Consider the following 14,881-nt stretch of genomic DNA (forward strand, 5'->3'; position numbering starts at 1 on the left):
TCAGCGGGTCCAGCAGGGACGAACCCCAGGACGGGGTGAGCAAAGTAGTTCACCGCCTGTTTCACGCCTTGAGCTCTGCGACCAAACTGCTGGGAGCAGTTTGGGACCGCTTTTGCGGGTCGCGGAGCGACGAACGAGACCTTGGATGGGTCAGCAATGGCCGGACGAGACAGCCCGTTGTCTCCTCATCGGCCCAGAATTCAAAGCAAATCTGCTTGAGTTACGAACAAAGCCGCCCAAATCACCACCAACACGCACCTATACAGGCGATTGCACCTTGCTTAGATTCATGCAAAAGTATTCCAATTCAAAGAAATAAAGACTTAACGCCAATCATGTCAAATTCACTACGCACTTACAGTAACAATGTATTTATAGCATTAAGCCGATTACTAAACGCCATACTCGGAGGAAATCCAAGTTTAACGCTCAGTGCAAGGGCAGGTCTGAATCACAGAAAAGGGCACTGGAGTCGACAAAGACGGTTGATAAATAGAATGTTTTGGTTACAACAAGACCACTGTGAATTTGCAATAAGGTTGGATACAGATAGAAATCAACAAGCGCTTGAAGATGTGATGGGAACTATAAGGGATAAAGCAGAGCCTTTGTGATGCCATATTACATCACAAAGGCTTGTTGAGAAATTAATTCAACGCTGGTCTCATTTCCACAACCACTTCATTGTTATGGAACAATTGTAGTTTGTCGCCGTTTAATTCAATACGATCGGCCATTTGCAAGTGCTGTGTAAAATTTGACTCGTAATAATTACTCTGAGCGCAATACTTCCTGGTACTGACCAACGGTTCTACTTTTAACAAGTTAGAACTTTGACTATAACTGGCATTGAACACGTTACAGCCAGAGAAGCCATATAACTTTGCATTGTCATTAAATAGCATACGTAAGTTATATTGTTGAGGCACCTGGATAAACTTTACCCGTTCCACCCGCCAAACAATACCTTGAACTTTAGCTACATTCAGCACGTCAGGGCAGCTAGCGCCAGGCCAAAACTGTTCAAACTTCTCAACAAATAACATCTTATCTTCTTTGGGGCTTTGGCGGGCAATCATAGTTGCAATAACAGCCTTACCATTCAGATTTTTATCTGTCTGATAAGCACGTAACATTGGAATGTGATGTTGTGTCATCGCAACAGTAGTTTTATCACCATTATCGCAGGGAGTAAAAAAGGCCTGATTATCAATAACCTGATACATGCCAAGCATTTGAACACTGGTATCAAGTTTTATGAAATCGTTTGATCGCAGCAGCTCGTAATTATCTTTTGATACTACAGGTTTACCTGCCTCATCTAACAAGACCACTTTGTTATTGCTAACAAACTGGAATGACGGGATCTTGGTTTGCTGAGACATCAGGTGAATAATGCGTCCCTCTAACAACCAGGTACCTTTCACCAGGTTCACTTCATGCCGATCAATAAATTCTTGTCGGGCTTCAAACTTACCGTCTTGAAATAAGTTGACGTGGTATTTTATGCCAGGACAGCGGTCACAAGGCAACACTCCAGTGAAACTCATGTCTCTGTCGATAAAAATATGACCAAAGTCAGTAGCTTGCGCCTGCGCTATATTGTCATTTAACACTTCGTTCTCGACAAGTTCAGGTTCTGCAACAACCATAGGTTGGCTGATTTCTTCGATCGGGGCTGGTTTTTGAGCTGGTAGTTGGCTACAGCCTGACAACGCCATTAGTAGGGCGCTTACAATAACACTATGTCTCATATCTATACGGATCCAGAGAAAATTGGCGTCATTATAATGCAACTGTGTGGGCAGTCGATGGTATTAATGATTAAACATCAGCATATTTCGTCTTTTCGTAGTGCAAACAGGAAGTCTCGGATCAATCCAGAACTTTCATTCGGTTTTTCCTGCATAAAACAATGGCCACCAGTCACCTTTCGCAACTGGATAGAATGATTCAATAGATGCCACTTTTTTGCAGATTTGCTAACAAAACCATAAGTTGTTTGACCATAAACGAGAAGTGTAGGACTGCAGGGCTGCTTTAATTGAGTCCATAATTGTTTTGGATAAGAGGCAAAAATTTCAGCTTCACGCTCTGCTGCACATTTGAGCTTGAGTCCATCACTACTATGGAGTAACGCGTGATCGATGTAACTTGCCAGCGCTTCATCCTGCCAGTTTTTAAACATACCTCTCTGATGCAAATATGCATAAGCAGAGTCTTTGTCTGGCCAGTGTTGGCGCCGCTTAAGCGCCTTTTTTGCCATTGGGTTTTTTTTGTATAATCCTAACCAATCCAGACTTTGCATCAGTACCAGCATGCCTGGAGTAAACAAAACTGGATCAAGCAAGACCACAGCATCAAAAGGACTGCTCTGTTTACTGTTAATCAGTGCTGTTAATACACCGCCAAAGCTATGTCCCACCGCATAACATGGAACATTTCCAAACAAATCTTTATGTGCAAGCCAGGCATCGAGAGCTAAATCTGCACTTTGGTTCCAGCCTATAAAATCACCGCCATGGTCACTATCGCCATGGCCTTGGGCGTCGGATAAAAATAAATCAAAATAGGGAACAAGCTGAGCTAGAAAAGGTTGGTACATTCGGCTGCAATAGCCGTTGCCGTGCAAGATATGCAACACAGGTTTCGCACTTGGGGTTGTGTAGAAACCTCTGAGCGTAAAACCGTATTGTGTAGCATAGCTCCAGGGAGTTAATTCCATCGTTAGTCTTTTGTATCTAAACTTGCATGCACTCTGCCATGGTAGCCACAGATCTGCAAACAGGAAATGATCTAAAGCGTTTGAGCTAACTTACTTCAATGATTATCTGGCATATAAAACAAGCCCGGTATTAAACCGGGCTTGTTTACTTCACCTTTGACTATCAGAAGCTGTAGTTCAACCGGACGTAATAGAAACCACCGTTGATGCCCATTACTGCAGTCGTTGGGTATTTGGACCCCGCTATACCCTGCCATTTATGTTCATCAGGGTAGGCGTCAAATAAGTTTTGTGCACCGATACTGATTTCATAACTGTCACTGATGCTGTAACTGACTTCGGCATCTACTGTAATAGCAGAACCTACTTCAATAGGTATACCCTCATCAGCTTCTAACAATATGCCATTATCTAAATGGTCCTCATAAAAAGCACCAAAATGATTCAAGCGTACATAACCTCTCCAATCACCATAGTCCTGATTGACCGTAAAACTGCCGCGGACACGAGGTAAACCACGTTCTAACTGTTCCTTTTTGGCGTCACTGATATTAGTCGTTAGTTTACCGTCAACAATGTACTCGCTGATCCGATCCACAGTAGTGTCAGTCCAGTTATATGCAAAGGCCAAAGTGGTTCTGCCATCCCACAGGTCAAAGCCGTAGTTGGCGACTAAGTCCAGGCCCTGAGTCGTGGTGTCAAAGTCATTGGTAAAATATTTAACACTACTAAAACTACTGGCATCTTTTACACCGAGCGCCAGTAAAGCATTTATATCTGCTTGATTTAATTTTAAGCCAGATGTTTGACTGATGCGGTCATCTACTTTGATATGGAAATAATCTAAAGTGACATACCAGTTATTCACTTCAAGTACTGTACCTGCAGAGAAGTTTTTCGACTTTTCAGGAGTTAAAGGTTTACCACCTTTTTGTAAAGAGATGGGGTGGTCTGGTGGTAAAGTTGCTGTATCAACCAGACCTTCAGGACTAAAGGAGGTTGTCACATTACGCACATGGCTTTGTCCAACTGTCGGTGCACGGAAGCCAGTACTGACCGCTGAACGGAATGCTATTTCATCTGTTGCCTGATAACGGGCTGTAACTTTACCATTGGTAGTATTACCAAAGTCTTCAAAGTCTTCGAAGCGTAATGCAAAGTCCATCCTGAAATTATCGCTGAATTCAGCACCTAATTCAGTGTAAGCAGCATAACTATAGCGGTTAAAAGAACCGGCATCTTCAGGTTTAAAACCTGGGAAACCGTTTGAACCTATGCCAAAGCCTTGCGAAGCCAGAGGTCCCACCTCGAAAGACGCGGCGTCTCCGGCATAAATCTCAAAAGTTTCGTCACGGTATTCTACGCCGCCAGCAACGTTTAATGGATAAGGCAGGCCTTCGATATCAAATGGTTTGTTGAAATCTAAGTTGGCTGCTTTCTCAAGTTGTACATATTTACCAGGTTTAAAATCTCTCGGAGTATCAGCGCCAAGAGAAGGGTTTAGTGTATTTTTAATGTAAAATTCTACTTCACTGCGGCCGATAGACATACTGGCATCAAAAGCCCAGCCTGACTCCAATTCGCCTTTTACTCCTGACGCTAGGGCTGTATCAGTCACTACACCACCAAACTTAGGTGTGAAGCCACCAGGTAACATACCGTAGTACGTAAAGCAGTGAGCCGGCAGTGCGTCTACGTCTGCCTGAATATCTGCATGGTTGCGAAAGTTATCTCCAGTCTTGGCTGCTATAGAACCGCAACTGCCTAAACTTTCATCCAAATTACCAATGAGCAGCGTCGCGCCTTTGTCATTTGAGTAGACTCCATCGCGGGTCGTTGGATGGCGATAATAAAAACCACCTTCAACATCACGTTCTGCCCAGTTAGTGAATAAATAGAATTCGCGATCTTTGGCAACTTCCAGACCTATGTTGGCAAATAATTTTGCATCACGTTTGAACTCCGGTGAGCCCCACACCTGTGCGGGATCGGCAATAAAAGGATTGCCTGCCGCAGCAGAGCCTGCGGCGTCACTGCGCTGCACAGAACGGCTGGTTGGGTCAGCTTGTTTATACTCACCGCTGATATTGGCAAAACCGTTGTCTGTGAAAGGCAAGCCTATATTACCGGATACCTGGCGTAAATCGCCGTCGCCTTCATAATGTTGACCCGTTTTTACTTCAAAAGAGCCACCTTCAGCTGCATCTTTTAAACGGAAGTTGATTACACCTGCTATCGCATCTGAACCATACTGAGCCGCTGCACCATCTCGTAATATCTCGACTTGTTTTAGTGCAATGGATGGAATAACGGAGATATCTGGTCCCTGAGAACCATCAGAAATACCACTACCTAAAAACGTGATGACAGCAGCACGGTGACGTCTTTTTCCGTTCACTAAAACCAAGGTGCTATCTGGTGGCAGACCTCGTAAGTTGGCTGGGCGTATTAGTGTAGAAGCGTCATTTATAGGTTGCGCATTGACGTTAAAAGAGGGAACCGCAGCAGTCATTAGACTGACCATATCGCTTGTTCCAGTTTTTGAGAACTCTTCGCCACCTATAACGTCTACAGGTACAGCGGAGTCACCGACAGAGCGCGGTGCCCCACGTGCACCTATAACTGCAATTTTTTCTACTGCAGCGTTTTCCGATTTTGTCTCTACAGCCGCTTCGGTCGCTTCCTGCGCCAGTAACGAGGTACTGAATAATAAACTACCGCATAATGCGATTTTTATTGCTGCAGCGACTGGATGGTAGTGAGATATTTTGTTCTTCATGAATGTTGCCTTCTCATCTGGATTTTTGTGATGGCCCATTTTTTTATCTAGGGGCTCTGCGCTGACCATATTTGAAAAACTTTCGTTTGTCTATCGCGATTTGATGTTAGTTGAGCGCTGCATTTTGGTGCTTTGTCGCACCAAGCTGGCTATTTGGCTAGTTTTTGAGGTTTTTTTTTCCATAAAAAAAAGCAATAATTTGAACCTAAATAGCTGAAAAATGTCCGTTCGCACTTGCTGTTTTATCTAAAGTCGATTCTGATAGGAGGGAAACTAAAATTAAGGATTTATACTGGTGAAAAATTTTATTACCCCAGCATTTCTTGCATCGTTGTTTATCTCAAACTCTGCGTTAGCGAATGCCGTTTTACCTTTAGAGCGTTTGTTTTCAGAACCAGCATTAAGCGGCACTGCACCCCGATCTTTAAGTTTTTCGCCTGACGGCAGCCGCGTAACATACCTCAAAGGAAAAGACACCGACGCCAACAGGTTAGATCTGTGGCAATACCAAATAAAAACTGGCAAGCACAGTCTTTTGGTTGACTCAAATCTATTGTTTAGTGGTCCAGAGTTACTGTCAGATGAAGAAAAAGCCCGACGTGAACGTTTGCGTTTATTTGCCAGTGGTATTGTCAGTTATAACTGGTCTAAAGATGGCAAAGCCTTGCTGTTTCCGTTAAATGGCGATTTGTTTTATTACGACTTAGCCAGCAAGAGCGCTCGCAAGTTGACCAATACCGAAGCATTCGAAACCGATGCAAAAATATCGCCCAAAGGTCAGTATGTATCCTTTATTCGGGAACAAAATATTTTTGTGTTGGATCTGAAATCAGGAAAAGAAACTCAGTTAACGACAGACGGCAAAGGTCTGATCAAAAATGGCATGGCTGAATTTGTTGCTCAGGAAGAGATGGGCAGAATGACTGGCTACTGGTGGGCACCTGACGACAGCAAAATTGCATTTAGCCAGATTGATGAGTCACCTGTGGCTGAAGCTGTGCGCAATGAAATTTATGCTGATGAAATTAAACTTTTTAATCAGCGTTATCCTTTTACCGGTACTGCTAACGTGAAGGTAAAGTTGGGTGTGGTGGGGATTGAACAACCTCAAGTGCAGTGGCTGGATTTAGGGAAAGAGCAGGATATTTACCTGGCTCGGGTGAACTGGAGCAAAACAGCCTCTTTGTTGACCTATCAATGGCAAAGCCGAGATCAGCAACATCTGGAATTACGTTCTGTTGAGTTACCCTCAGGTGATACCAAAGTACTACTAAAAGAGCAGAGCCCAACCTGGCTAAATTTAAATGACGATTTGCATTTCTTAAAGGATAAACAGCATTTTGTCTGGGCATCTGAGCGGGATGGATACAAACATTTGTATTTGTATAAGCTGGATGGCACTTTGGTACGTCAGTTGACCCAAGGCGACTGGGTGGTCAATAAAATAGAAGCGATCAACGAAAACCAAGGAATGATTTACTTTACCGGGCGAAAGGATACACCGCTGGAAAGCCATCTATATTCAGTACCAGTCAAAGGCGGCGATCTTAAGCGTTTAACTAAGGCTGATTTTTCGCATGCAGTCGTTATGGCTGAAACAGGCCAGAGTTTTATTGATAGCTATTCCAGCGTACTGCAACCAACCAAAGTCGAACTTATGACTGTAGAAGGTAAAGTGCTTACTGTATTGGAAAGTAATGATGTCAGTGGTTCTCATCCATTAGCACCATTCAAAGAGGCTTTGGTCAAACCGCGTTTTGGCACCTTAAAAGCAAAAGATGGCCAAACTTTGTATTACCGGGTATTTGAGCCCAAACAACTTGAAAAGGGTAAGAAGTATCCTGTAGTGGTTGGGGTTTATGGTGGACCTGGCGCACAGCGTGTAACTAATAGCTGGAGTGCCAGAGATTTGTATTTCCAGTATTTAGCACAAAATGGTTATGTGGTATTTCAGTTGGACAATAGAGGATCGGATAATCGCGGCAAAGCTTTTGAAGACCCAATCTATAAAAAGCTGGCAGATGTAGAGCTTATCGATCAAATTACCGGCGTCGAGTATCTGCGGACTTTGCCTTATATCGATGCAACGCGGATTGGCATTTATGGCCACAGCTATGGCGGTTACATGGCGATTATGGCGATGTTCAAAGCAGGAGATTATTTTAAAGCGGGTGTAGCAGGTGCTCCTGTCACCGACTGGGCTTTATATGACACTCATTACACTGAACGTTATTTGGGCCATCCAGTGGCAAATAAGGATGGTTACGAGCAAAGCTCAGTCTTTCCTTATGTGAAAGATTATCAGGGCAATCTGCTGATTTACCATGGGATGGCGGACGATAACGTACTTTTTACCCACAGTACCAAGTTGTACTCTGAGTTACAGCAACAAGGTAAATTATTTGAAAGTATGGATTATCCGGGCAGCAAACACTCTATGTTTGGTCAGCCGGTGCAAACCCATTTACATAAAACCATGACTGCATTTTTTGAGCGTCAATTAAAACAATAATGGGGGCGGGTATTTAACCCGCCATTTATCACAATTCGTTGCCATTTAATCTGTTGGCTTGAAAAGCCAGCAGATTATCACTGGTCACCTGACAAATTTGCTGTAAAGCTTCTGCAGTAAAAAATGCCTGGTGTCCGGTAATTAACACATTCGGGAAGGTTAGCAGACGTTTAAATACTTCATCCTCTATCAACTGTCCGGATAAATCCTGAAAAAACAAATCCGCTTCCTGCTCATAGACATCAAGCCCTAAATAACCAATCTTTCTGCCCTTCAGAGCTTTAATAACGGCTTTGGTATCAATTAACCCGCCTCTGCTAGTGTTAATTACCATGACTCCGTCTTTCATTAACGCCAGACTATCAGCGTTGATTATATGCTGGGTTTGAGGATTTAACGGACAATGCAGGCTGATTACATCTGATTCTGTCCAAAGTTTTTCCAAAGGCACATAACGTACGCCAGCTTTAACCAGTTCATCATTCACCTGAATGTCGTAACAGAGCACTTGCATACCAAAACCAAGCAGGATCCTCGCCGTGGCCGCTCCTATGCGGCCTGTACCGACCAGACCTGCCGTTTTACCATGCAGATTAAAGCCCAATAAGCCATCGAGTGCAAAGTTATCGTCCCGTACTCTGTTGTAGGCTTTATGTAACTTACGGTTTAAACACAAGATCATCGCCACCGTGTGTTCTGCGACCGCTTCAGGTGAGTATGCGGGTACGCGGGCAACCCGCAGGTCAAGCTTTTTGGCTGCAGCCAAATCGACGTTATTAAAACCAGCGCAGCGTAACGCTATCATACCCACACCAGCAGCCTTCAATTCAGTCAGCACTGGAGCAGACAGGTTGTCATTTACAAAAGCACAGACTGCCGCGTAACCCTGGGTTAATTTTGCGCTTTGTAGGTCTAATGGGCCGTCAAAGAAACTAAACTCAAGGCGCGCATCTGCCCATTGAGCAAAGCTAGTCTGATCATATTTTTTTGAACTAAAAACTGCGACTTTCATGGTGAGGCTCCTTGCTTGCTATTCCAAAACCCAGAGTAACGCAAAAAGTCACTGTCTATATTGTTTTTAATCAAAGCATCAACTGTTCAGAACCTCTTCGATAGACTGATGAAGGCTGGAAGGTTTAGTGCGTGGTGCATAACGTTTAACTACGTCGCCCTCACGATTAACGAGAAACTTAGTAAAATTCCATTTAATGGCGCGTGTTTTCATCAAACCGCGAGCCTGATCTTTCAGATATTCAAATAGTGGATCTGAATCCAGACCGTTCACCTGTAATTTAGCAAAAACAGGGAAACTGACACCGTAGTTCAATTGACAAAACTGTTGAATGTCTGCGTTAGATCCTGGTTCCTGTGCTCCAAATTGATTGCAAGGAAAGGCTAATACAACAAAGCCACGATCCTTGTATTGTCGGTACAGCGCTTCCAGCTCCTGATACTGCGAGGTAAAACCACATTGACTGGCTGTATTTACGATAAGAACCACTTTGTCCCTGTATTGAGATAAATCGACATCTTCACCTTGACTGTCCTTTACCTTGAAATGGTGAACCTTTGGCATAACTGTCCTTTTTTGCAACTCGTCTGATGCTTTTGCGTCAGAGCCCCTGATTCTAGTAAGCTTCTTAGCACTCAAGTCTGTCACAGAAATAAGTCAAAATTATGTCAAATTTATCTCAGCAAAAAGTTGCCTTTGTTGGTTTGGGTGTTATGGGGTTTCCTATGGCAGGTCATTTACAGCAAAAGGGGGAGTCGGTCTGTGTGTATAACAGAACTCATCAGAAAGCACTAGATTGGGTTCAGCAGTATGGAGGTACAGCTGCGTCAACTCCTGCAGAAGCCGCTATTGGTGCCAATCTTGTTATGTTGTGCGTGGGCAATGATGATGATGTACGTTCTGTGGTCTATGGCGAGCAGGGCGTTTTAGCTACTATGGGCGCAGGCTCTGTATTAGTTGACCATACTACAGCCTCTGCCGATTTAGCACGGGAGCTCGCGTTAGCCTGTGCAGAGAGGGGTATAGGCTTCTTAGATGCACCAGTCTCAGGCGGACAAGCTGGCGCTCAGAATGGCCTATTAACCATTATGCTGGGTGGGGAAGCCGCTGATTTTGCCAAAGCGGTAGCGACATTGATGAAATACGCCCGCAGTGCACGTTTATTAGGGCCTGCTGGTTCTGGTCAACTGGCCAAAATGGTCAATCAGATTTGTATTGCCGGCGTAGTACAAGGCTTGGCTGAAGCTATGCATTTTGCCCAACAGGCCGGACTGGATGGTCAGGCTGTCTTAGACACCATCAGCAAAGGCGCTGCTCAGTCCTGGCAAATGGAAAACCGCGGCTCTACCATGTTGCAAGGCAAATACGATTTTGGCTTTGCGGTCGACTGGATGCGCAAAGACTTAGCGATCACTCTAAACGAAGCCCGTCACAATGGAGCTACTTTGCCACTGACTGCTTTAGTCGATCAGTTTTACGCTCAAGTACAGGCTATGGGCGGCGGTCGCTGGGATACGTCCAGTTTACTGACCGTATTGCAGCGCAAAATTTAACATTTCAGCGCTTTTAGTCCTCCAGACTGATGCTGGCCAAACCTAAGGTCAGCACCAGTAGTATAGGAATTTGCACCAGATGCAGCATAGGATCTGGTGTTATTTGCAGAGCAAGTCCTACCACCATAGCCCAGACCAAAGCTAATAAAGTCCATACTGTTGTGCGTTTTGACCGTTGAAACATAACTACCTCCTGTTGTTGATGCTGATACTTTACTCTTAGGTTAGTAGGGGCTAAAGTGTCTTTAATGACGTATTTGGGGTGGTAAGTGACATTATGAAGCGCGTTGGCATATGGGTAAATCAAGACGTAGTGATGAGCAGTGTGACAGGGGTGATGGATTTTTTTACCTTCTGTAATAAATACTGGCAATTAATACAGCAAAGCGATCAGCAGTTATTTGAAACTGTTTTAATGGGCCCACAACAGCGGCTGCAGCAGGGACCTTTTACTATTGAGGTTGAACCTGTTGATGTTAATCAGATTGATATGCTGTTGATCCCTGGATTTTACGCCTATAACTCTAACGATCTGCAGCGTGTGAGTCAGGAGTTGCTACCCTACAAGGCTGAATTACAGCAGATGCTGCAACAGGGAAAGTGGCTGGGAGCTTTTTGTAATGGCACTTTTGCACTGGCCGGAACGGGCTTGTTAAATGGCCTGCAATCTACTTCGGTCTGGTTTTTTAAAGACTATTTCCGTCAAATGTTTCCGCAGGTCAAACTGGATTTACAGCAGTTGGTGGTGCAGCAACAGACCATTTTGACCGGCGGTGCTACCACCTCTTACCTGAACTTATGCCTTCGTTTTGTTGAACTCTTTATGGATACTGCTTTTGCCCAGCAAATGGCGAAAATCATGCTGACCGATCCAAACAGAACTTCACAACTACCTTATTTATCTCTGCAACTTGCACCTCAACACAAAGATGCGAAGCTGGCAGAAATTCAACAGTACTTGCAAGCTCATCTGGCTGAGCCGGTTAGTCTGGAGCAATTAGCCGAAACTTTTGCCATAACACCCCGAACTTTGATCCGGCGTTTTAAGCAACATTTAGACGAAACTCCTATGGCTTATCTGCAGCGTTTACGTATTGAGAGGGCGAAGTCTTTGCTGGAAAATACCCTATGGACTGCAGAAGAAATCATGCAGCAAGTTGGCTACGAGGATATTTCGTCTTTTCGAAAGTTGTTTGTGCATTACACCAGCTTGACACCGAAAGCCTACCGGCAAAAATTTATGTTTGAGCCACAAATTAACTGCTGTCCGGTCAGTGACCCTGAGCGGGAGTCTGCGGCATAGTGAATCGCAGCGCTGTTAATTAACAAATTTTAACAAGTGAATCAGGAAAAGTTTGATTTGTGCTATTATTGTGTGGCCAATTCATTGATGAAAGTAAATTAAATGTATTTATCCGAGATCGGCTGGCATCTTTATGCACTGCTTTTTGTTGTTTGTGTGCTTCTACCTGCTTTGATTTTGACGGCTTTGCTCTATTTTAAACCTCATTGGTTAAGGCAATCGTTATGGGTTTTCAGCTTGTGCAGTTTATGTTTCTTAGTGCTGAGTTTACAGTTTAGCCATAACACTTTGTTAATGACTGAGAACTCTTTAGAACTTAGAGCGGGATTGTATCAAACCAAAATTGATGACATTCACTCGGCACAAAGTAAAGTGTCAGTGTTATTTTGTGATGAATTGGGTGAGTTCAAACCTGTAGTCGCTGTCAATGCTATTCATCTGCCTAACTACAAAGTAGGCTGGTACAGACTGGCTAATCGACAAACTGCTTTTGTGATGCTCATTGGCGATATAGACAAAGTAACAGTGGTCAGCACTAAAAATGCTATCGCCTTAATTAGCGGCGATATTAACAGGGATAATGCTGGGGCTGGTTTACAGGCTAAGGCGTTTCGATAGGGTCAGAAGCCGTACCTCTGACCCTTTCATGTTTTACATCAGAACTGCATTTCCGGAATATCACCAGAGATCACTAACTTACCCGCAGTTTTTTGCTGAATTTCTTCCACGCTGATGCCTGGTGCTCTTTCCAGTAAATGAAAAGCGCCATCCCGGACCTCCAGCACAGCCAAATCAGTCACTATCTTTTTCACACAGTTGACGCCAGTCAGCGGCAAAGTACAGCTATCCAGTAATTTGGAACTGCCGTATTTGTCGGCGTGGGTCATGGTGACAATAATATTTTGTGCGCCAGCGACTAAATCCATAGCGCCGCCCATGCCTTTGACCAGTTTGCCAGGGATCATCCAGCTGGCGATATTGCCATTTTGATCCACTTCAAAAGCGCCTAGTACTGTTAAATCCACATGGCCGCCGCGGATCATGGCAAAACTTTCAGCTGAACTGAAAATGGCAGCGCCTTTAATGGCGGTGACTGTTTCTTTGCCTGCGTTGATCATATCGGCATCCAATTCAGCTTCGGTTGGGTAGGGGCCCATACCTAATAAACCGTTTTCCGATTGCAGCATTACTTCAATACCTGCAGGCACATAGTTGGCCACTAAGGTGGGGATACCTATGCCTAAATTGACGTAATAGCCGTCCTGTAATTCCTGAGCCACCCGCATAGCGACTTGTTCACGTGATAATGCCATTTGCTGCGCTCCTTAAGCCTGACGGACCATACGACGTTCAATGCGTTTTTCAAAGTTTCCTTTGATCACACGTTGCACATAAATACCTGGTGTGTGAATTTGGCTTGGCTCCAGTTCTCCCGGCTCGACGATTTCTTCCACTTCAGCCACAGTAATTTTGCCTGCAGTAGCTGCCATAGGGTTGAAGTTCATCGAGGTATGACGGAACACCAGATTGCCGTAACGGTCGGCTTTCCAGGCCCGTACTATGGCGAAATCTCCGGTAATGGCTTCTTCCAGCACATAATTGCGGCCATTAATCTCGCGGGTTTCTTTACCATCAGCCACAGGAGTACCGTAACCAGTCGCCGTGAAAAAGGCCGGAATACCAGCACCACCAGCGCGGATTTTTTCAGCCAGCGTGCCTTGAGGTGTTAATACCACTTCAAGTTCGCCTGATAACAACTGTTTTTCAAACAAGGCGTTTTCGCCGACATAAGAGGCGATCATTTTTTTGATTTGACGGTCTTCTAATAAAACACCTAAACCAAAACCATCGACACCGCAGTTATTAGAAACCACTGTTAAATCACGGGTGCCCATTTTTTTGATCTGAGCTATCAGACCTTCCGGAATACCACATAAACCAAAACCACCGGCTATCACTGTCATGCCATCGGTCAGGCCTGCCAGCGCTTCTTCGTAGCTGGTCACAACTTTATTAAACCCTGCCATTTTGTATCCTTAAAAGATGCTATCAATCATTAATTCTGCTGGCATTTGGCCTTAAGCGCCAATCCTACTTTAGAACTAGGAGCTTTCCCCAGCTGCTCGCTGATAAACCAGCCAATAGGTGCAAGCCGTTGTAAATCAACACCGCTCTGTATGCCAAGGCCGTTCAGTAAATACACCACCTCCTCAGTGGCAACATTGCCTGACGCACCGGCAGCGTATGGACAGCCGCCTAAACCTGCTACTGAACTGTCGACCACAGCAATACCACGTTGTAGCGCTGCGTAAATATTAGTTAACGCCTGGCCATAAGTGTCGTGAAAATGCACAGCTAACTGCTCTACAGGCACAACCGCCAGCACCGCATCGAGCATGGAATTCACTTTGGCAGGGGTACCGACGCCTATGGTGTCACCTAACGAAATTTCATAGCAGCCCATATCGAGCAAGGCTTTAGCAACCCGTGCTACTTCTGGGGGGGCAACCTCACCCTGATAAGGACAGCCGACCACACAAGAAACATAACCTCGCACTTTAATACCATCCAGTTTGGCTTGCGCCATCACTGGGGCAAAACGTTCGAGGCTTTCCGCTATGCTGCAGTTGATATTTTTCTGGGTGAAGGCCTCGGATGCAGCGCCAAATACCGCAACTTCAGTGGCTCCCGCTGCTTTGGCTGCTTCATAACCTTGCTTATTAGGGGTCAAAGCCGTGTACTGAATACCTGCTTTGCGGCTGATTTGTGCAAATACAGCAGCAGAGTCGGCCATTTGTGGCACCCACTTAGGTGATACAAAAGCACCGGTTTCAATGGTGATAAGGCCAGTTTCAGCCAAACGGTTGACCAGCTCAACTTTTGCTTCAAGCGACACGGCTTTTTCATTTTGCAGGCCATCGCGTGGGCCTACTTCGACGATACGCACCGCTTTGGGCAAACCAGTTGTATGCTGTGGGTTTACTATCAGTGACATCA

Annotated in this window: 14 protein-coding genes; 5 read left to right on the plus strand and 9 right to left on the minus strand. The window is 44.8% G+C overall.

Annotated elements, in window-relative coordinates; genetic code table 11:
* Window positions 1-215 precede the first annotated feature (215 nt).
* Window positions 216-614 (plus strand): hypothetical protein, encoded by a 399-nt coding sequence (locus tag EMM73_RS14210; protein ID WP_127687385.1) that lies wholly within the window; start codon window positions 216-218, stop codon window positions 612-614.
* Between the two features lie 33 nt (window positions 615-647).
* Here EMM73_RS14210 and EMM73_RS14215 read toward each other — a convergent pair whose 3' ends face one another.
* From EMM73_RS14215 to EMM73_RS14225, 3 genes are all read right to left on the minus strand, one after another.
* Entirely contained in the window at window positions 648-1,754 is a 1,107-nt protein-coding gene (locus EMM73_RS14215; protein WP_127687386.1) for an META domain-containing protein, read from the minus strand.
* A gap of 77 nt (window positions 1,755-1,831) precedes the next feature.
* On the minus strand, window positions 1,832-2,725 hold the full coding sequence (locus EMM73_RS14220; protein WP_127687388.1) for an alpha/beta fold hydrolase: 894 nt from the start codon (window positions 2,723-2,725) through the stop codon (window positions 1,832-1,834).
* Window positions 2,726-2,888: 163 nt separating this feature from the next.
* On the minus strand, window positions 2,889-5,504 hold the full coding sequence (locus EMM73_RS14225) for a TonB-dependent receptor plug domain-containing protein (protein WP_127687389.1): 2,616 nt from the start codon (window positions 5,502-5,504) through the stop codon (window positions 2,889-2,891).
* A gap of 295 nt (window positions 5,505-5,799) precedes the next feature.
* On the opposite strand from EMM73_RS14225, the gene EMM73_RS14230 reads away from it, so the two are divergent.
* On the plus strand, window positions 5,800-8,016 hold the full coding sequence (locus EMM73_RS14230; RefSeq protein ID WP_127687391.1) for a S9 family peptidase: 2,217 nt from the start codon (window positions 5,800-5,802) through the stop codon (window positions 8,014-8,016).
* A 28-nt stretch (window positions 8,017-8,044) separates the two neighbouring features.
* On the opposite strand, the gene EMM73_RS14235 is transcribed toward EMM73_RS14230, so the two are convergent.
* The gene (locus EMM73_RS14235) at window positions 8,045-9,028 is read right to left on the minus strand and encodes a 2-hydroxyacid dehydrogenase (RefSeq protein WP_127687392.1); all 984 of its coding nucleotides are present in this window, start codon (window positions 9,026-9,028) and stop codon (window positions 8,045-8,047) included.
* 78 nt (window positions 9,029-9,106) lie between these two features.
* Window positions 9,107-9,592, minus strand: coding sequence for a glutathione peroxidase (locus tag EMM73_RS14240; RefSeq protein ID WP_127687394.1), 486 nt, complete (start codon window positions 9,590-9,592; stop codon window positions 9,107-9,109).
* 101 nt (window positions 9,593-9,693) lie between these two features.
* Between EMM73_RS14240 and EMM73_RS14245 the strand changes: the two genes are divergently transcribed.
* On the plus strand, window positions 9,694-10,581 hold the full coding sequence (locus EMM73_RS14245) for an NAD(P)-dependent oxidoreductase (RefSeq protein WP_127687395.1): 888 nt from the start codon (window positions 9,694-9,696) through the stop codon (window positions 10,579-10,581).
* A gap of 13 nt (window positions 10,582-10,594) precedes the next feature.
* Here the strand turns inward: EMM73_RS14245 and EMM73_RS20080 are convergent, their stop codons facing one another.
* Complete coding sequence (locus EMM73_RS20080; RefSeq protein ID WP_186435235.1) at window positions 10,595-10,765, minus strand: hypothetical protein; 171 nt, start codon at window positions 10,763-10,765, stop codon at window positions 10,595-10,597.
* Between the two features lie 132 nt (window positions 10,766-10,897).
* On the opposite strand from EMM73_RS20080, the gene EMM73_RS14250 reads away from it, so the two are divergent.
* Window positions 10,898-11,884, plus strand: a complete 987-nt coding sequence (locus EMM73_RS14250) for a GlxA family transcriptional regulator (protein WP_186435236.1) — start codon at window positions 10,898-10,900, stop codon at window positions 11,882-11,884.
* Between the two features lie 102 nt (window positions 11,885-11,986).
* Window positions 11,987-12,502 carry a hypothetical protein gene (locus EMM73_RS14255; RefSeq protein WP_127687399.1) on the plus strand — a complete coding sequence of 172 codons (516 nt, stop codon included), beginning with the start codon at window positions 11,987-11,989 and terminating at the stop codon, window positions 12,500-12,502.
* 38 nt (window positions 12,503-12,540) lie between these two features.
* Here the strand turns inward: EMM73_RS14255 and EMM73_RS14260 are convergent, their stop codons facing one another.
* The 3 genes from EMM73_RS14260 to EMM73_RS14270 are packed head-to-tail and all read right to left on the minus strand — an operon-like array spanning window position 12,541 to window position 14,879.
* Entirely contained in the window at window positions 12,541-13,197 is a 657-nt protein-coding gene (locus EMM73_RS14260; protein ID WP_127687401.1) for a CoA transferase subunit B, read from the minus strand.
* Window positions 13,198-13,209: 12 nt separating this feature from the next.
* Window positions 13,210-13,911, minus strand: coding sequence for a CoA transferase subunit A (locus tag EMM73_RS14265; protein ID WP_127687403.1), 702 nt, complete (start codon window positions 13,909-13,911; stop codon window positions 13,210-13,212).
* A 29-nt stretch (window positions 13,912-13,940) separates the two neighbouring features.
* Complete coding sequence (locus EMM73_RS14270; protein ID WP_127687405.1) at window positions 13,941-14,879, minus strand: hydroxymethylglutaryl-CoA lyase; 939 nt, start codon at window positions 14,877-14,879, stop codon at window positions 13,941-13,943.
* Window positions 14,880-14,881 lie beyond the last annotated feature (2 nt).

The sequence above is a fragment of the Rheinheimera sediminis genome (assembly GCF_004005375.1).
Taxonomy (GTDB): domain Bacteria; phylum Pseudomonadota; class Gammaproteobacteria; order Enterobacterales; family Alteromonadaceae; genus Pararheinheimera.